Below are 16,996 nucleotides of genomic sequence, written 5' to 3'. Positions count from 1 at the left end.
GTTGGCAGCAAAAAGGAATCCGATAAGTGAAAAAGCATATGAGATGTACATGCAGGGGATGAAACTGGTAGACATTGCTGCCAATCTGCAGGTACCTCCTGGGACTGTCAGAAGGTGGAAAAGTACTCATAACTGGGATGGCGAACGTTCGGCATCAAAAAGCGAACGTTCGGATTGTCAAAAGGGGAAGAAAAAACAGGAAGCAGATGATGGGACGAAAGAGACTTTTCAGAACGAGGAGCTTACCGCGGAACAGCAGTTGTTCTGCGTATATTATGCCAGGACGTTTAATGCAACGCAGAGTTATCTAAAAGCATACGCCAGCAGTTATGATGTAGCCAATGCAGAGGGCTATAAGCTCCTTGTAAAACCTTGTATAAAAAAAGAAATTGGTAGATTGAAAGAAATCAAGCGAAAGCAGATCGTGGCAGATGAAAGCGACATCGTTGAATTACAGATGAGAATTGCTTTTGCGGATTTTGGAGATATTGCGAGATACGATGAAATGAGAGTGTATCCAAGAGACTCCAGATTTGTGGACACACAGCTGATAAAGAAAGTGAAAGAGACAAAAGATGGAGTTTCGATTGAGATAGAGGATCGTCAGAAGGCTATAAACTGGTTGACGAAATTCTTTGAGATGAATCCGGATGACAAGCATCGGAAAGAATTTGATAAGCGTAAGCTCGAACTGGAACTCATAAGACTGGAAATGCAGACAAAAGGAAAAGAGCAGGAGAATGAATCAGAACAGGATAATTTCCTTGATATGCTGAATGCATCTGCAAAGGAAGTGTGGTCGGAAGATGGTTGATTGGACGGATTTTGACAGGAGAGTCAAAAAAGTAAGGGAAAATGCATGGAAGAATGCCACAAAAATGCTGGTACGGTATCGCCAGAAGGGATTCGAGTTCAAACCATTTTCAGAAAAGCAGAAGAAGGTACTTACATGGTGGTGTAAAGATTCTCCTGTCCGGGAAAAAGAGGGAATTATTGCAGACGGAGCTATTCGATCAGGTAAAACATTGTGCATGTCACTGAGTTTTGTAATATGGGCAATGTCCACCTTCAATATGCAAAACCTTGGAATGGCAGGAAAGACCATAGGATCCTTCCGGAGAAATGTGCTGTTTTGGCTGAAACTAATGCTGAAGAGTAGAGGATATCAGGTATCAGATCACAGATCTGACAACATGATCGTCATATCAAAAGGGGATGTGACAAATTTTTTCTACATATTCGGTGGTAAAGATGAGAGATCACAGGATCTGATACAGGGTATTACTCTTGCCGGAATGTTCTTCGACGAGGTGGCACTAATGCCGGAATCATTCGTCAATCAGGCGACCGGTCGATGCTCCGTGAGTGGATCGAAGTTTTGGTTTAACTGTAACCCGGATTCTCCCAGCCATTGGTTTAAAACAAACTGGATTGATGACATAGAAAAGAAAAAGCTGATCTATCTCCATTTTACGATGGACGATAATCTGTCTCTTACAAAGGAAATCAAGGACAGATATAAGGCAATGTACAGCGGGGTATTCTACTCACGATACATTCTTGGACTGTGGGTAATTGCTGAGGGACTCGTGTACGGAATGTTTAACGAGGAGCGCAACGTTTTCCACGGAGAATGTGAGTATTCTGGACAGGCATCGTACTATCTGTCAATCGATTATGGCACAATGAATCCTTTTGCAGTGGGTCTCATGGAACTGCAGGACAGTGGCAGAGTAAGGATGCTGCGAGAGGGACATTATTCCGGGCGGGAGAAAAAAGTCACATTGGACAATGAGGCGTATTATCAGATCATAAAAGATGTTGCCGGGGATTTCCCGATAACATCCATAGTAATTGATCCATCGGCAGCAGCCATGAAGGCAACCATACAGAAATACGGAGAATATACCTGTACGGACGGAAATAACGATGTCCTTAACGGCATCCAGGAGGTAACTAAGTATCTGAATCTGGGGATGCTACAGATTCATGATAGCTGCGTGGAAACGAAAAAAGAATTTGGAGCGTATGCCTGGGATGACAAAGCTGTGGGAGAGGATCGTGTAATAAAAGAGAATGATCATCACATGGACCTGATCAGATATTTTATCTATACAGTGGCACGAAGATATAACAGAGGATTAATTTAAGGCGGTGGAACAAAAATGGGAATCATATCAGCAATCAAAGGATGGTGGAATAGTATGTTCAAATCAGAAATCAAGGACAAGTTTCAGGTAACAGGTATCACATCGGGAGCGATGCAGGATGCAATCCAGAAATGGATGAATATTTATAATGGAGAACCGGAATGGCTGGATCCGGAAAACGGGATCAGAACAATAAATTTTGCAGGGTTTATATGTGAAGAAATAGCGAGGCTCGCAACGCTGGCAATTGATGTCAACTTTGATGGCAGACGGGCAAAATACATGAAAGATTTCTGGGACACCTGTGTGAAAGATCATATCAGGGAGTGGACGGAATCAATGTGTGCTTTTGGAACGGTTATTCTGAAGCCGAATGGAACGGGAGTGGATCTTGTAACACCGGATCAGATGGAAATCACGGCAATAGATGGAAACAGAAAAATTTACGGTATTGTATTCCAGGATGAGTACCAGAGCGGAGAAGATTATTATACAAAACTGGAGTATCACCGTTTCCTTTCTGCCAGGGTAAAGATGCCAGAGGCAGAAAAATATACAGATACAATGTACTACGTTGTATCAAACAGAGCGTTCATAAGTAAAAATGCCGGAGAGCTGGGGAAAGAGATAGAACTGAAGTATACAAAATGGTCTTCACTGCAGCCTGATGTGCATATTTCCAAAAAGAACGGTGGAAAAATCAACTCTATGCTTTTTGGTGTGCTCAGAATGCCGTCTGTAAACAGGATTGATCGGAGAAGTCCGCTGGGAATGTCAGCATTTTCAAAGGCATTAGAAGAGTTAAGAGACCTTGATATCGCCTACAGTAGGAATGCAGAAGAGATCGAAGACAGTAGTAAGATGGTTTTGCTGGATGAGAGAGTGGTGCAGCTCCCGGCCAAAAAGGATGAAAAAGGAAATGTAATCAGACAGAAATTAAATCTGCCTAAATATGTGAGAACAATTAACGGGGAAAATTCAGATTATTATCATGAGATTATTCCTCAGCTGAATACAGAGATCAGAAAAGCAGGAATCAATCAGCAATTATCTATTATCGGGGTAAAGTGTGGATTTTCCAATGGGTATTTTGTAATTGATGAAAAAACAGGGATGGTGACAGCAACACAGGTGGAGTCGGATGACAGAAGAACCATCCAGCTGATCAAAGATGTCCGGGATGCCATGCAGGCAGGACTTGATGATCTGTTCTATGCGCAGGCAGTATTTGCAGATCTGTACAATCTGGAACCGGCAGGAGATTATGAGACACAGTATGACTTCGGGGATATCACCTATAACGAAGAAGAGGATAGAAAGAGAAACCTCCAGCTTGCAAACAGTGGTTATATACCGAAATGGCAGTATCTTGTGAGATTTGAGGGATATTCAGAGGTGGAAGCTAAGGCAGCAGTGGCAGAGGCAAGCGGAGACGACAAAAAAGGGTTATTTGACGAGGAGTGATAGGGAATGAATGAAATACCGAATGAGATTATAGAGGAAGCAATTAGGTTACAGTTACCTAAATTTGCAAAGGGAGGATTTATCCCTTTAGAAGGGCATCCAGTAGGACCGAACTGTGATGAAAAAGATTTGATAGGACCGCAGGAATTGTTTATAAGGATAAGGGATGATAAAACATGCAGTATGGAAAAACTATCGGATGCATTGATATCCGAATAAATACCGACAGATTGGACCAGAACATTGCAAATGCACAGAAGTTGTTGAATATGCAGGTGGTGGCTGACTGTGATGAATATATTCCATTTTCCCAGGGGGCACTGCGCGGAAGTGTGAACTACCCGGAAGGGATTTATGGTGGCGAGATAGCGTACAACACACCATATGCGCACTACCAGTATACAGGAGAGTTGTATCTCACATCAGATGGTAGATCTTTTGCAGACAAGTATGAGAAAAAGGAGCCGACGGGTAGACCTTTACAATATCATACAGAGGGAACCGGAGATCACTGGTTTGAGCGGGCAAAGCAGGCGCACGGATCAGAATGGGTGGATCTTGTAAAGAGAGAGGCAGGAAAAGGTTAATGCTGACACCGGATTATTTTTATGGAAAATCAGATAAACTTGTGGAATTGTACCAGGAATTGGAAGATTGGATTCTGCAGGACATAGCTATGCGTTTACTGAAAAATGGTGAGATCTCCGGGACAGCAGACAGAGAACTGTGGAGATTACAGCAGCTGGGACTGCATAATGATGAGATAGTAAAGAAAATTGCAAAATTGTCCGGCCTGAGTCAAAAAGAGGTCCGCAGGATCCTGCGAGAGAGTGTAATGACATCATTTTCTGATGATGAAGAGGTGCTGAGTAAATTGGGGACTGTGACACCACCATTGCAAAACAATGCTGTGATAGCTGCCATGAATGCAGAGATGCAGAAAACGTTCGGAGAATTGAATAATCTGACCAGGACAACCATGCTGCAGTCGCAGAAAGATCTACTGAATCTGCTGAATGAGGTGGACCTGCGAGTGGCAACCGGTTTTCAGTCATATAGCAGTGCAGTGTGCGAGGTGCTGGATCGGTATGCACAAAAAGGAGTGACGATTGATTATCCGACAGGAGCAACCAGGTCACTGGAGGCAGCAGTCCGGTGTTGCATTGTGACATCGATGAATCAGACGGCGGCACAGGTAACGAATCAGTACATAGCAGAGGGCGGGATAGAATATGTCCTGGTATCGGCTCATATGGGTGCCAGACACGATGATAAGCATCCGGAAGATCTGAGATCGCATGATCACTGGCAGGGCAAGGTCTATAAAATTGTTGGGAGGGATGATGGAATAGAAAATCTGCTGGAAGCGACAGGGTATACCATAGATCCTGACAGCGGACAGGGAACCGTTGTGAATCCTTTAGGCCTGCATGGGTATAACTGCAGACATTCGCATAAGCCGTGGGATCCGTCACTCCGGAATCCTTACGTGGATGCAGATGGTAAGCCGAAGATTGACATCCACGAGAGCCAGGAACTTTACCAGCGGCAGCAGGAACAGCGTCGAATGGAACGCGCCATCCGGAAGACCAAGCGGGAATTACTGATGAAAAAGGCGGAAATCGATGGAGTGGCAGAAACGGATGTAAAAGAGATGTTACAGCCGCAGTATGATAAGCTGGCATATAAGCTGCGGACACAGAACCAGGCATATGAGCATTTCTGTGCAGAACATGATCTGCAGACTCAGGCAGAGCGGCTGAAAGTGGCAGGATTCAAGAAAAAGCAGGCATCTGTTGCAAATGGTCGGGCAACAGCTTACAGCAATTCCATAAAAGAACCTATGGAAAAGGCAGAAAATGTGGGGTATACTAAAAGAACAGAAGAGGAATTTAAGAGTACAGCACAACAGATCAGGAGAGAAATTACACAATATTCTGATAGAGCGTCAATGTGGAGTGGCACTATTTCTGTTCATGATTCTTTAATTGACGGTGAAGCAATAGGAATGAAAGAGTGGTCGTGCAATATAGCACTTGTTGCCACCGCAGATGATGGTATTTTATGGCATGAAATGTTACATTCTTGCTCCGAAAGCTATTATGATGCAAATGTGTATTTCCAGAATCAGGCAATAGAGGAAGCATCGGTAGAATTTCTGAAACAGACGATCTGTGAAAAAATGAAAATAGCATCTGTGGAAGGTTATGCAGATCAGGTTTCAATATTGAGGGCGATAAACGGCAAATTTGAATATGGAACAGATATGGAGTTTGCACAGGAACTGTTTAATATTCCATTGCCGGAGAGATACCAGTGGCTTGAAGACAAAGTAGATGACAGTTTGAGAACTATGGGAGTAACATTCTCAGAGTACAATGATGTCATGTTATTTTTGCAAGCATTAAAAGGAGTGATACAATGACATTTGATGAATTTATGAAAATAGTACGGGAGACAAATGAGAAGAACAGCCATCCGGAGAATTGGACGGAGGCGGAACGGTTGTGTCACGAAATTATGGCACCTAAGAAGAGTGCAGAAGAGTGTGTTAAACTGGAGGAAGAGGTACAGGCTTTTTTGAAATCAAATGCTTCACAGGAGGACAAACAAACAGTTATCAGTTATGCAGAATCATTGTCTATGATTTGCACAGCCATCCGTGAGGAACGTATAGATAAATAGGATGTTGAATTTAGAAGAGGGCTTAGTAATAGGCTCTCTTATTTTGTGTAAAAATTGGTACAAAATTTGCAGTGCAACGTGTTAGAATTATATTGACAATTAAAAAGAGCACAACCGGGCAGACAAGAGGTCTGCTCGCTAACCTACAAAAATTATAGGATGACCGCTAAGGTGCGTCCTGTTTTGGGCGTGCCTTTTTAATTTGAAAAATGCCAGCTATGGGGTAAATAGCAACTCGATCGCGCCGGGCTGACCGGAGTAAAAACAGAGAAAGAGAGAGGTAGAAACATGGTAAAGGTAATCAGCGAACTGGAAAAACTCGGTCTGGAACTGACAGACGAACAGAAAGAGGCTGTAAAAAAGAGCATGGGTGAGGAACTATTTTCTAAGGCTGAGCTCGAAAAGAAGGTAAAAGCAGCGGAAACTGATCGTGACGAATGGAAAACCAGAGCAGAAACAGCAGAGGAAACTCTGAAAGGATTTGATGGAAAGGACATGGATGCCATCAAAAAGGAACGGGATGAGTGGAAGGAGAAAGCAGAAAAGGCAGAGAAGGACTATAATGCGAAGATTGCAGCGCGAGAGAAAGAAGATCTGCTGACTGAAGCAATGAAAGATGTGAAATTCACATCAGAATCTGCGAGAAAGTCCATTATGGCTGAGATTACCGCAAGTGTTTCAGTTAAGAACGGTAAACTGATCGGATTTAGTGATCTGCTCGAAGAAGCAAAGAAAAATGATTCCGGAGCATTTGTGGATGAGCAGAAAGAGCAGGATGAAGACAATCAGGCCCAGTTTACACAACCGATGGGTGGAAGTGATACAGAAAAGATCACAGGAGACCCTGAAAAGATGGATTTCGAAACTTATAAAAAGTGGAGGAATCAGAATCAATAGGAGGAAAAAATAATGCCGAACAAAATTTTAACACCACAGATCATTGCGAATGAAGCACTCCTGGTGCTGCAGAGCAATTTGACAATGGCAAATCTCGTACACAGAGATTATTCCAAGGAATTTGTAAAAGTAGGTGATACTATCACCGTAAGGAAACCGGCAACATTCGTCGCAAAGAACTTCACGGGACAGACGGAGGCACAGGACATCACAGAAGGGTCTGTAACCGTAAAGATGGACAGATTCCGCGACATCACAGTCAATGTGGGAGCGAAAGAACTGACCTTAGACATTAAGGACTTCAGCACACAGGTGATTACTCCGGCAATGGAAGCACTGGCACAGCAGGTAGATATGGATCTGCTGGCTGTTGGTATTTCCAAGGCAGCAAGAAAAGCAAGCGTTTCTGCGACACCCAAGATTGATGATATAGCAGGAGTAGGTAAAGAACTGGATCAGGCAAAAGCACCCAGAGCAAACCGGAGACTGGTACTGCCGCCCACCACACTGTACAAGTACAACACTTTGGACAATTTTGCGAAGCAGTGTTACAAGGGGGATTCCCAGGCACTGAAAGAAGCGGAAATCGGAAAAGTGTATACCTGTGAGACCTATATGTCTCAGAACTGCCCCGAAAATCAGAACACAACAGCAGGTACAGCAACTGCCTACAAGGTGACTGGAGTTAAAAATGCAACACAGTTTACAGTATCTGATGGAAAGGCAGCAGCCGGAACCATCTTAAAGGGTGATCAGCTGATTGTAGATGGATATCTTTATACTGTTACCGAGGATTGCACTTTATCTGCTGGAGCCGGAACGCTGAAAGTAGATCAGAATATCCCTGCTGCAGTAAATGATGCGGATGCATTCGTCGTAAACAAGGCACATGCGCTGGGATTCCACAGAAATGGCCTTGCATTGGTAACCCGTAATCTGGAATTACCTCTTGGCAACAAGAATGCATATATCGCATCTGCTGATGGACTGGGTATTCGTGTGGTAATGGACTACGATTCCGACCATAAACAGGATAAGGTATCCTTCGATATTATCTACGGTATTAAGGAACTGGACAGCAATTTACTGGTTGACTTCGCATAAACAAGGAGGGACTTGCTGGTGGGATATACTACGTATGATTTTTACTCAAAAAAATACTATGGGAATTCCATTGGGGAGTCCCTTTTTCCAAAATGGAATGACCGTGCCAGCACAAAGCTGGATCAGCTGACTTTTGGAAACATTGATGCGGATGCAGTCGCCGAATACGGAGAGAAAATCCAAAAGGCTACCTGCGCCCTGGCAGATCTTATGTATCAGATCGATTACAAGAACTCACATGCCAACGACGAGACTGTGGCAAATATTAAGTCCATGTCTTCCGGCGGAAGATCTGTCAGCTTCGGAAGCAATGAAACTCTGATAGATAAGGTGTTGGGAGACAAGACAGCACAGAACCATCTCTTCTATGATACGGTTTGTGAGTACCTGGCAGGAACAGGACTGCTGTATGCGGGGGTGGGATGATGTTCTGGGATAACAAAGTAGTTACTCTGTTTAACCGGGCATTTGATCCCAAAACAGAGGAAGAAAAATATTATCTTACGGTACTTGAAAAAGCAGATCTTGTGGAAAAGAACAGTGTGACAGCGTCGAAAAGTGGACAGGACAAAGCGGCAGCGGTCACCCTGTACATGTCCTATCAGAACCTGCCGAAGCCGTACAAGGATCCGAAGGAATGGGAACTGCTCTCTGCGAAGGAAAAAGAACGGTACCTGACATTTTCCCCGGAGAAAGATTTCTTCGTAAAGGGAAATTGCACCGGTGCAACTCTGCCGGACAGCAGGGTGTATGAGTATTTCAGAGATCACTATTATGGCACATACCGGATCACGTCTGTGGACAGCTACGAAGATATATTACCTCACTTTGAAATAGGAGGAAAATGATGGAAGAAAAGCAGGAATTACTGACGGTTAAGGATGCGACCAGCGTGCAGAAAGGCATATTGGAACTGGTCCTTGGGTATCCGGATTATCCGGAAAGCTTTACCGCCGACAACAGCACCGTGAAATGGAGCAATCTCAATGAGGACAGATCTATCGGACTGTTCCCGATGCAGGGTGCCGTATACCTCAAACGGTATGTGAGCGGCAGTTATGAGGCACAGTACCCGTTCCAGATAGCTTACAAATGTTCTGCGGATACCAACCGGGCAAACATAGATGATCAGACGATGCTGGAGCAGCTGGCAGGATGGCTGGAGGAGAGCGGGATCACGTTCAGTGATTCCAGAATGCAACTGGAATACATCGATAGAACATCCCCGGTGTTTGCAGCGGCAAAGGATGATAATACAGTGACGTACGCAGTGAATATGCAGCTGCGGTATTTTTATAAAAAATAAGGAGGAAAAGCGAGATGGCAAAAGATAGAACCAACATGGTCTCTCTGATGGATATCGGATCTCTCATGGGTGGAAAAACTCCCAAAATTGTAGAGATGGGTGACGGTTACAAGGAGATCACTGAGGACTGGGGACCGAATACAGAGTCTACCCAGTATGTCAACATGAAGAGTGCCAGCAACTCTGTTAAGGGATATGCTTTATCCATGTCTCCACAGAGAGATTACCTGTCTGATGATATGCAGAAGGCAATTGATGATCTGTTGAAGAAATTTCCGACTGGAGAAGAGTGTAATACCTATTATTACAGGTACTTCAAGACGGACATTACCAATAAAACCGGAGACTGTATCAGAGTACCGGTAACAGTGTGCCCTTCCAGCGTAGGTGGAGCCGGTGGGGACAACCTTACTTCTACCATACAGATCAATGGCAATGGGGATGTGGAACAGGGTACTATTACTATATCCGAGGATGGTACATTCACCTGGGCACCGAAGGAAGCCAGTGTAGATACGCAGTAAAATAAAGTAGGTGTTAATGAACAATTAGCATAATGGGGCAGGTTCCTTTCAGTCCTGCCCCATTTCTGAAAGGATGGTAATTATGGAACAGGTAAAGTTAAGCACAGGCTATAAAAGTATTGCAATCAGAGATGAGGACGATGATCAGGTAGTGGCCGTGCTTCGGATAAATGTGGCAGATGCACAGACAGCAGACAGATTTGCACATATCATTGACCAGCTCAACAGCATCTCTGCCAGATGTGATGCAGAAATGCAGAACTGGAAGGATAGTCACACAGAAGATCAGCTTACGACAGAAGATACCGGTGATGTTATCAAGGTGGCACTGGATATTAACAACATCCGCGTAAAGTATCTAAAAGAGATTATTGCTGCACTGGATGAATTGTTTGGTGAAGGCACGATTCAGAACATCTATGGTGATATCGTACCGGATGAGACGGCGCTGTTTGAGTTTGTGGAGCAGGTCATTCCGGTTATGAATAATTTGTTTGGCCGCAGATTTGAACAGGTGAAAAAACGGTATAACACCGGAAGAAAAGGTGGAAGAAAATGACGAACGTCATGCTTGATCCGCTCCCGGAAGAATGGGAAGATCCATCAACCGGAGATGTATACCACGTTAACTGTGATTACCGCATAGGAATTCAGATATCATTGGCACAATATGATCCTGATCTTACGGAGTATGACCGGGTGGCGGCTATCCTTGGACTTATGTTTTATGATGAGGAAACGCAGTCAGAACGACCTATGCCACAGGGGAATAGCGCGAACGAATGCATTCAGTGGTTCACAAACGGCTGGCACCATGACGGGCATGGGACCAGTGAGGAAAAGCGTCGGTTGATAGATTACGACATTGACCAGTGGCGCATTTATGCGGACTTCCGGGCAATCTACGGGATTGATCTCGCAACAGAAGATATGCACTGGTGGAAGTTCTGCGGGTTGCTCTGGAATATGCCTCATAAGCAGTCATCTTTTCTTCAGGTGATAGAGATCCGGAGAAAGAAAAAAGATGAAGCCAAGACGGATGCGGAGAAGAAGGCTATCCAGGATGCACAGCAGATCTATGCGCTGGATCAGCCGGAACCGGAGTACACAATAGAGCAAAAAGAGAAGATCGACGACTATGATACCATGATGGAACAGATAAGAGCAAAGAAAAAAGCAGAACAGGAAGCATTGGGAATCTTTAGAAAGTGAGGCTGTATAAATGGCTGGCGGATATGATGGAGAGATCAGGATTAAAACGAAAATTGAAAATGCGGATATGTCCAGTCAGCTGATGCAGCTTGAAAACCGGATGGAAAAGACTGCCCGCAGGGCGCAGCAGTTAGAGAATGCCATGCGGGAAATGGAAAGCCGAAAGATACCCACAGAGGAATATAAAGAAGTTCAGACGCAGATTCAGAAAGCGCAGGACAAGCTATCCGGCCTGAACGATCGTATGGAGAAATTCCTGGAACTTGGTGGCAAGAAAAGCAGTACAACTTTTAAGAATATGCAGTATGACATGGCGGATCTCGAGAATACTATTGCTTATGCCAAAGGTGAACTGGAAGCAATGGAGGAAGACGGTACTGCATTTAAAGATGTCAAAGCTACGGAAGAATATCGAAAATTGTCAGACCAGTTGGGTGACACCAACCGCGAAATGGCTATTCTGAGTAAAAAACATGATGAGATTATTGATAAGCAGAAAAAGGTAGGATCCGGAGCAAAGCAGATTGAGAAAGTCGGAAAGTCAGCTAAGAAATCTGCGGGACTTATGTCTACGCTGCTCAGTCGTCTAAAGGGGATTGCACTTTCTCTGTTGATTTTCAACTGGATTACAAAAGCATTTAATGCAATGGTGGAATCTTTTAAGACAGGCATCCAGAACATGGCAAAGTATTCCGGGAGTTTCAACGAGAGAATGTCCTCCTTGAAAAGTTCTATCGCCACTCTGAATGCGGCGCTAGGAACGCTTGCGGCACCTATCGTATCGATGGTGACACCGGCGCTGGCAAGGCTGTGTGACTGGCTGACAAAAGCAATCAACACCATGAATCAGTTTATTGCTCTGCTCAGTGGGCAGAGTACATGGACCAGAGCGAAACAGCAGCAGGTCGATTATGCAAAATCCTTGGAAAAGACATCCGGTGTTGCCAAAAAGGCAGCAGGAGCACTGGCAGCTTTCGATGACCTGAATGTATTACAGAAAAACGATTCCGGGGGAAGCGGCAGCAGTACCGCTGGTATGTACGAAGAAGTACAGGTCAGCGATAAGATGGCTTCCAAACTTGGAAAAGTCAAAGATCTTGCAAAGCAGATCAAAGAAGAGTTTTCGGTAGGCTGGAAGAAAGCCTTTGAAAAGCTTGGAATTGATGGACAGGTTCAGAATATTCGTAGCAACCTGGCATCCATAAAGGACAGCTTTATAGATATCTTCAGTGCGGATTCTGTGAAGAATGCGGCAGGGAATTTTGCTGTTACATTCGTCACCAGCCTGGGGACAATTGCGGCATCCTTTGTCAGCATAGGTGCGACCATCGCGCAGAACCTTACCGGGGGAATTAAGAAGTACCTGGATGACAACAAAGACGATATCAAGAAGCATCTCACGCAGATGTTTGATATCGGAGCAGATATTTTGTTATTGGCTGCATCTGCGGCAGCAGCGTTCGCACTGATTTTTTCAGCGTTTGGAAGTGATTCCGGACAACAGCTGACCGCAAATCTGATCCAGATGTTCTCGGATGTCTTTTTATCGGTATCTGCTATCGCAGCACAGTTTGCAGATGATATTTTACACCTGCTGTTGGATCCGTTTGTAAATAACCAGGATGATATTGCAACGGCAGTACAAGGTATCATAGATGTGTTGGCAGTATTCTCCGGGACCGTATCAGATATCGTCGGGCAGGTTGGAAGCGGATTCAATGCACTCTATAGTAATTACATATCACCATTTGTTAGCAACTTTACAGATGGAGTATCGGATTTGCTGGGAGCATTTTTGGAATTTTGGAATAACAATATGCAACCTGTCTTGGCAGAATGGGCGACGATGTTTGATGACACCTATCAGAGTCACCTTAAGCCGATGATTGACGCATTTATGGAGCTACTGGGAGTACTGATAGAATATATACAGCTGTTTTGGGACAATTATCTGAAGGCTCCTTTGCAGTGGATTATAGAAAATGTGCTTCCGATGTTACAACCGATTTTGGAGGATCTTGGGAAACAGGTCAAATTGGCAGTTGATATCATAGCAGATGTAATTACGACAATGATTAAAGTGATCAAAGGAGTATTCGCAATTCTGGGAGATCTGATTCGTGGAGACTGGAAAAAACTCTGGGAAGATGCAAAGCAGATCTTTAAGGATATAGTTAATGGAATTCTGTCCATAGCAGAAACAATGGCAAATGGCTTGGTAGATGCAATTAACAGAATGGTGCAGTCGATCAATAGTATCAAGTTTGATGTACCTGATTGGATACCTGGTCTTGGTGGAAAATCATTCGGAGGTTTTAATATTCCGGAGGTGCCTCGTGTTACATTGCCCAGACTGGCTAACGGAGGAATTACCACGGGGGCTACACTGGCGGAGATTGGAGAAGCTGGACGCGAAGCAGTATTGCCTTTGGAAAAGAATACTGGCTGGATGGATGCACTTGCTGATAAGATTGCGGATCGCATGCCGACGAGTGGAGGCACAGTAGATGCATCCTTGATCCTGGACGGAGAGACATGCGGCAGACTATTTTTACCATACCTGCAGAACGAAGAAGTACGGTTAGGAATCGCAGAAGGATAGGAAGGGATGAAATATGGAAAGGAAATATACGCAGGGTCTGATCATAGATGGAATTACATATAACATCCCTTTAATATCTATCAAGAGGACATTGGACTTTTTGGAAAATTTTGCAGAGAGAACAGAAGATGGAGATACGCATATTGAGACCATCGGACTGTACAAGAATTATAGGATATCCATTGGTACGATTGAGGATCCGGAACTGTATGATGCTTTGATTGAGCACATTACAGATTGTGAGAATAGATTCCATCATGTTACTCTTCCGGATGCCAGTAAGCAATTCGATTTTTGCGGATATTTTTCCAGCATTCAGGATGAGGTGGAAATGGTGTTGGAGACTGGGGCACAGTATAAAGGATTATCTTGGCGGATGACATCAAAGAAGCCATATAAGACACCGTAGGGGGGAGACATGAGGACATATTGCAAGGCAGAAATGAAATTTATAGACGTCACGGCATTGTCAGATGCGTCTCCTTCTACGGATGATAACCAGTCCATAGGAAATATCGAACTGTTTGAAGCAGAGCATCTGCAGGAAGACTATGGAACAACAGAGTTAAATCAGTTTGTGCTGTCCGGGGAGAAAAGCATCCTGCCGGATGCGCCGGAAGACATTGCATTCTGGAGTGAAGAACAATCACGGGACGACTGCACATTTGAGAGTAACCCTAAATTGCGGATCCAGTTTACTGCACAGCATACATCGGCGGCAATCACGCTGTATTTTATAGATGTGCCTCCGGCAGAACTGGTGGTTATCTGGTATACACTTTCCGGCACAAAACTGATCAGTAAGACATTCTATCCGGATAGCCTGGTTTATGTATGTAACAATCCGGTACAGAATTACGGCAGAATCGAGATAGAGTTTATTCGGACTGCATATCCGAAGCGATATGTTAAACTGCAGTATATTCTTTATGGCAAATATATCGTATGGGATAAGGATATGATCAAGACAGGGAAGGTGCAGGAGGATATAGATGTTACTTCTGCTACGATACCTATCAATAAGGCAGATTTGTCTATCGTAGATGTGAATAATGATTTTGACATCGGTAACGAAGAGGGAGCATGGAAGTCCATCCAGAAGACACAAGAAGTAAACCTCACGGAGTACCGCGGCGGAGAATGGATTCCTATCGGGGCATTTTATGTGGATGATTTTTCTTTTGCAAAAAATGTGGCAACATTTAAACTCATCGACGGTGTAGGCCTGATGGATAAATACACCTTTTATGATGGACGGATATACATAAATGAGCTGGCGGGAAACATCCTGCAGGAGGTATTTGCGGCAGCAGGGATTACGAAGTATAGCATAGACGATGATGTGGCAAAGATACAGCTGACTGGTTATTTAGGGATACAGACGTGCCGGAAGGCATTGCAGAGAATATGCTTTGCTTGCGGGGCAGTGGCGGATGACAGCCGGAGCGATACCATTAAGGTATATAAACCAGACCGCTATGTGTCATCTACGGTTGGAACCAACCGCAAACTGAACGGACATACCAAGGTATCATTGGACCAATATATCTCAGGAGTATCTATAGAGTGCAAAAGCTATGCAATCGAAGATAAAACTACGGACATTTATAAGGGCAGCCTGCAGGCGGGAGATACCAGGATAACATTTTCGGAACCGTATAAGCCGGAGAGCATTACAGCCACAGCGGGAACCATCCGGATGGTAAAGACAAATTATCTGATAATCCATATGGAGGCAGCAGGTGAGTGCGTGATCTCCGGACGGAAATATGCAAATACAGCGTTTACATATCAGAAAAATGTACCACTGTTGGAAGCTGGGGAAACGGAAAGCCTGAAGAAATTTACGGACTGTACGCTGTATAATGCGGAGAAACTGCCTGCAATAGCAGATAGCTTATTGAGCTATTATGCACTAAGGAAAAAGGTGGACATGAAGTACCTGGAACAACAAGAACAGGTAGGAAATTGGGTAAATATTGAATCTATGAATGGCAGCACATCCACAACACTGATTGAGAGCCAGAATGTTGATCTCACTGGAGGATACATAGCGGTAGCCAAGTGTCGAGGATATAGCACTGTGGTGACGGATCCGGCATACACAGGAGAAATTTATGCAGGCGAGAGGGGGCTGATCTGATGGACCTGAGGCCTATAAATCCTTATTACAACAAAAGGACACAAAAAAGAAAGGCGCGAGCAAAGTACACCAGTAATGCATCAGCATATAGTTACCCATATGAGTGGATAACTCCGGTGACGGACAGGACACAGGCGGATGTAGAGTATGCACAGAGATTGCGAGAAACTGGATGGACTAATCTGACACCAGAAGAACAGAAAGAATATCTGGCGGGTCTGAAAGGGTGCTTGAACACATCTGATCTGTTACGAATTGAAAACGATATACAGATACTATTAGATGTGCTGGAACTGGATGGAACCAGTTATGTTAATAATGTACCTGCACTACCGACAGCAAGCTATTTTGGCAATCTATCATCAAACGTAACAGCAATAAGAGAAGCATATTGTGTACATGCAGATACACCGCAGGTACCGGCACTGCCGTATAACACATGGCAGGCATACAATGCAATCGAACAGATCTTAAATGATGTGTATGAGGTTGTAAGCGCACAATTTAGTTACTACGCCGGCAATGAGATATATGCCGGAGACACAATCGGATTACTTTTATAGGAGGACAGATTATGGCAGAGATTACAAAGTGGGTTAAAAAGATATGGAAAAACAGGACCACGGAATTCCCGACCAGGAGAACGCTGATGAAAGAGGATGGATCCTCAGAAATCGTTACAGTTACCAGAAACGAGGGAACAGTATCCGAGGAAGGTGATGCTTTTGATGCAGACACAATGAATAATCTGGAAGAGAGAATTGATGCAGGTTTTGCTGAGTTAAATGGCAATTTAACTTATTCAACGGAAGAAACAATATGCGGTAAATGGATTGATGGTAGCAACATATATAGAGTTGTTAAGCAAGTCACGTCAAATATTAATACTAATATTGTTGCAATGTCACT

The 16,996-nt window shown here is 44.1% G+C and carries 20 protein-coding genes; all 20 read left to right on the top strand.

Features of this window, described 5'->3' with window-relative positions; translation table 11 throughout:
* Position 1 precedes the first annotated feature (1 nt).
* Positions 2-814 (top strand): terminase small subunit, encoded by an 813-nt coding sequence (locus tag FYJ59_RS06520; protein WP_154496025.1) that lies wholly within the window; start codon positions 2-4, stop codon positions 812-814.
* On the top strand, positions 807-2,150 hold the full coding sequence (locus FYJ59_RS06515; RefSeq protein ID WP_328597215.1) for a PBSX family phage terminase large subunit: 1,344 nt from the start codon (positions 807-809) through the stop codon (positions 2,148-2,150). Before FYJ59_RS06520 ends, FYJ59_RS06515 begins: the two co-directional genes overlap by 8 nt.
* 15 nt (positions 2,151-2,165) lie before the next feature.
* Complete coding sequence (locus FYJ59_RS06510; protein ID WP_154496024.1) at positions 2,166-3,614, top strand: phage portal protein; 1,449 nt, start codon at positions 2,166-2,168, stop codon at positions 3,612-3,614.
* Between the two features lie 6 nt (positions 3,615-3,620).
* Positions 3,621-3,833: a hypothetical protein gene (locus FYJ59_RS06505; RefSeq protein ID WP_154496023.1), complete on the top strand. Its 213-nt coding sequence runs from the start codon at positions 3,621-3,623 to the stop codon at positions 3,831-3,833.
* Positions 3,791-4,201, top strand: coding sequence for a minor capsid protein (locus FYJ59_RS06500; protein WP_154496022.1), 411 nt, complete (start codon positions 3,791-3,793; stop codon positions 4,199-4,201). Before FYJ59_RS06505 ends, FYJ59_RS06500 begins: the two co-directional genes overlap by 43 nt.
* A complete protein-coding gene (locus FYJ59_RS06495) occupies positions 4,201-6,039 on the top strand; it encodes a phage minor capsid protein (protein WP_154496021.1) in 1,839 nt (612 codons plus the stop codon). The genes FYJ59_RS06500 and FYJ59_RS06495 overlap by 1 nt, the downstream gene beginning before the upstream one ends.
* Positions 6,036-6,299, top strand: a complete 264-nt coding sequence (locus tag FYJ59_RS06490) for a hypothetical protein (protein WP_154496020.1) — start codon at positions 6,036-6,038, stop codon at positions 6,297-6,299. Before FYJ59_RS06495 ends, FYJ59_RS06490 begins: the two co-directional genes overlap by 4 nt.
* Before the next feature lie 288 nt (positions 6,300-6,587).
* Positions 6,588-7,196 (top strand): phage scaffolding protein, encoded by a 609-nt coding sequence (locus FYJ59_RS06485; RefSeq protein ID WP_154496019.1) that lies wholly within the window; start codon positions 6,588-6,590, stop codon positions 7,194-7,196.
* 12 nt (positions 7,197-7,208) lie between these two features.
* Positions 7,209-8,300, top strand: coding sequence for a P22 phage major capsid protein family protein (locus FYJ59_RS06480; RefSeq protein WP_154496018.1), 1,092 nt, complete (start codon positions 7,209-7,211; stop codon positions 8,298-8,300).
* Between the two features lie 18 nt (positions 8,301-8,318).
* Positions 8,319-8,726: a head-tail connector protein gene (locus FYJ59_RS06475; protein WP_235897939.1), complete on the top strand. Its 408-nt coding sequence runs from the start codon at positions 8,319-8,321 to the stop codon at positions 8,724-8,726.
* Positions 8,723-9,148, top strand: a complete 426-nt coding sequence (locus FYJ59_RS06470; protein WP_154496017.1) for a hypothetical protein — start codon at positions 8,723-8,725, stop codon at positions 9,146-9,148. Before FYJ59_RS06475 ends, FYJ59_RS06470 begins: the two co-directional genes overlap by 4 nt.
* Complete coding sequence (locus FYJ59_RS06465) at positions 9,148-9,606, top strand: hypothetical protein (protein ID WP_154496016.1); 459 nt, start codon at positions 9,148-9,150, stop codon at positions 9,604-9,606. The genes FYJ59_RS06470 and FYJ59_RS06465 overlap by 1 nt, the downstream gene beginning before the upstream one ends.
* A 14-nt stretch (positions 9,607-9,620) precedes the next feature.
* A complete protein-coding gene (locus tag FYJ59_RS06460) occupies positions 9,621-10,130 on the top strand; it encodes a phage tail tube protein (protein ID WP_154496015.1) in 510 nt (169 codons plus the stop codon).
* 82 nt (positions 10,131-10,212) lie between these two features.
* The gene (locus FYJ59_RS06455; RefSeq protein ID WP_154496014.1) at positions 10,213-10,689 is read left to right on the top strand and encodes an RNA polymerase subunit sigma; all 477 of its coding nucleotides are present in this window, start codon (positions 10,213-10,215) and stop codon (positions 10,687-10,689) included.
* Positions 10,686-11,342 (top strand): Gp15 family bacteriophage protein, encoded by a 657-nt coding sequence (locus FYJ59_RS06450; RefSeq protein WP_154496013.1) that lies wholly within the window; start codon positions 10,686-10,688, stop codon positions 11,340-11,342. Before FYJ59_RS06455 ends, FYJ59_RS06450 begins: the two co-directional genes overlap by 4 nt.
* A gap of 10 nt (positions 11,343-11,352) precedes the next feature.
* Positions 11,353-13,944 (top strand): hypothetical protein, encoded by a 2,592-nt coding sequence (locus tag FYJ59_RS06445; protein ID WP_154496012.1) that lies wholly within the window; start codon positions 11,353-11,355, stop codon positions 13,942-13,944.
* A 13-nt stretch (positions 13,945-13,957) separates the two neighbouring features.
* Positions 13,958-14,353 (top strand): hypothetical protein, encoded by a 396-nt coding sequence (locus FYJ59_RS06440; protein ID WP_154496011.1) that lies wholly within the window; start codon positions 13,958-13,960, stop codon positions 14,351-14,353.
* A gap of 33 nt (positions 14,354-14,386) precedes the next feature.
* Positions 14,387-16,087: a hypothetical protein gene (locus FYJ59_RS06435; protein ID WP_154496010.1), complete on the top strand. Its 1,701-nt coding sequence runs from the start codon at positions 14,387-14,389 to the stop codon at positions 16,085-16,087.
* A 116-nt stretch (positions 16,088-16,203) separates the two neighbouring features.
* Positions 16,204-16,650: a hypothetical protein gene (locus FYJ59_RS06430; RefSeq protein ID WP_154496009.1), complete on the top strand. Its 447-nt coding sequence runs from the start codon at positions 16,204-16,206 to the stop codon at positions 16,648-16,650.
* 11 nt (positions 16,651-16,661) lie between these two features.
* A partial coding sequence (locus FYJ59_RS06425) for a hypothetical protein (protein ID WP_154496008.1) occupies positions 16,662-16,996 on the top strand: 335 nt, incomplete at its 3' end.

Origin of the sequence: Waltera intestinalis (assembly GCF_009695995.1) — a bacterium.
In the GTDB taxonomy this organism is placed as follows: domain Bacteria; phylum Bacillota; class Clostridia; order Lachnospirales; family Lachnospiraceae; genus Acetatifactor; species Acetatifactor intestinalis.
This window is presented reverse-complemented; position numbering and strand designations above follow the sequence as displayed.

Bases quoted from the DNA above. Each gene is read 5' to 3' on its own strand.
- FYJ59_RS06515 (WP_328597215.1), top strand. From the start codon at position 807: ATGGTTGATTGGACGGATTTTGACAGGAGAGTCAAAAAAGTAAGGGAA.
- FYJ59_RS06510 (WP_154496024.1), top strand. From the start codon at position 2,166: ATGGGAATCATATCAGCAATCAAAGGATGGTGGAATAGTATGTTCAAA.
- FYJ59_RS06505 (WP_154496023.1), top strand. From the start codon at position 3,621: ATGAATGAAATACCGAATGAGATTATAGAGGAAGCAATTAGGTTACAG.
- FYJ59_RS06500 (WP_154496022.1), top strand. From the start codon at position 3,791: ATGCAGTATGGAAAAACTATCGGATGCATTGATATCCGAATAAATACC.
- FYJ59_RS06495 (WP_154496021.1), top strand. From the start codon at position 4,201: ATGCTGACACCGGATTATTTTTATGGAAAATCAGATAAACTTGTGGAA.
- FYJ59_RS06490 (WP_154496020.1), top strand. From the start codon at position 6,036: ATGACATTTGATGAATTTATGAAAATAGTACGGGAGACAAATGAGAAG.
- FYJ59_RS06485 (WP_154496019.1), top strand. From the start codon at position 6,588: ATGGTAAAGGTAATCAGCGAACTGGAAAAACTCGGTCTGGAACTGACA.
- FYJ59_RS06480 (WP_154496018.1), top strand. From the start codon at position 7,209: ATGCCGAACAAAATTTTAACACCACAGATCATTGCGAATGAAGCACTC.
- FYJ59_RS06470 (WP_154496017.1), top strand. From the start codon at position 8,723: ATGATGTTCTGGGATAACAAAGTAGTTACTCTGTTTAACCGGGCATTT.
- FYJ59_RS06465 (WP_154496016.1), top strand. From the start codon at position 9,148: ATGGAAGAAAAGCAGGAATTACTGACGGTTAAGGATGCGACCAGCGTG.
- FYJ59_RS06460 (WP_154496015.1), top strand. From the start codon at position 9,621: ATGGCAAAAGATAGAACCAACATGGTCTCTCTGATGGATATCGGATCT.
- FYJ59_RS06455 (WP_154496014.1), top strand. From the start codon at position 10,213: ATGGAACAGGTAAAGTTAAGCACAGGCTATAAAAGTATTGCAATCAGA.
- FYJ59_RS06450 (WP_154496013.1), top strand. From the start codon at position 10,686: ATGACGAACGTCATGCTTGATCCGCTCCCGGAAGAATGGGAAGATCCA.
- FYJ59_RS06445 (WP_154496012.1), top strand. From the start codon at position 11,353: ATGGCTGGCGGATATGATGGAGAGATCAGGATTAAAACGAAAATTGAA.
- FYJ59_RS06440 (WP_154496011.1), top strand. From the start codon at position 13,958: ATGGAAAGGAAATATACGCAGGGTCTGATCATAGATGGAATTACATAT.
- FYJ59_RS06435 (WP_154496010.1), top strand. From the start codon at position 14,387: ATGAAATTTATAGACGTCACGGCATTGTCAGATGCGTCTCCTTCTACG.